This window comes from Zoogloea sp., assembly GCF_023150065.1.
In the GTDB taxonomy this organism is placed as follows: domain Bacteria; phylum Pseudomonadota; class Gammaproteobacteria; order Burkholderiales; family Rhodocyclaceae; genus Zoogloea.
This window is the reverse complement of sequence record NZ_JAKLLN010000138.1, coordinates 1-657: the sequence shown is the minus strand read 5'-3', so window position 1 is coordinate 657 and position 657 is coordinate 1. Positions and strand designations below refer to the sequence as shown.

The window sequence follows — 657 nt, the reverse complement described above, 5'->3', positions numbered from 1 at the left end:
TACCGCGCCGGCAAGCGCTGACCGAGCTCGCCAGACGGAAGTCCAAGCTGAAACTTCAACCCGTTCAAGTCCGACTTGACGCAGTCCAACAAAAACTTGCGACCGTTCAAGTCGGACTTGAACGCTTCCAACTAAAACTTCGGATATCCCAAGTCTGACCTGGAAAAAACCAAAGTCGGACTTGGGCCATCGCAAGTCCGACTTTGGATCGCGCAGCTTTGAGGTGCATTTGCTCAAGTCGAACTTGAAGGATTTCAAGTCCGACTTAAACCGCTTCAAGTCCGGGATCAACAACGCCCCCCGCCACACGGCAACCTGTAGGGGCGACTTCAGTCGCCCAGCCATCAGACGCAGTTGCCTGATTGAAGTCTGCGGGCGACTGAAGTCGCCCCTACACATCGCTCCTACACACCCCACAACTCCAACCGCCCCATGCGCCGACTGCCCTTCGACGAAGCCCTCGCCTCCGCCGCGCTGCTGCTGATGACCCTGATCCCGCTGGTGGAGATCGCCCTGCGGCCACTCCACGGCATGGGCATCGCCAACGCGCCGATGATCGTCCAGCACCTGGGGCTGGTGCTCGCCATGGCCGGCGCGGTGCTGGCCGAGCGTGGCAATCACCTCACCAGCCTGGGCAACAGCTTTGCGAGCGCCCGC

1 pseudogene is annotated in these 657 nt (G+C 60.6%); it reads left to right on the top strand.

The features are described 5' to 3' along the window. Positions 1-432: 432 nt before the first annotated feature. Positions 433-657 (top strand): annotated as a pseudogene (locus tag L6Q67_RS23895) (C4-dicarboxylate ABC transporter permease); the annotation flags it as partial.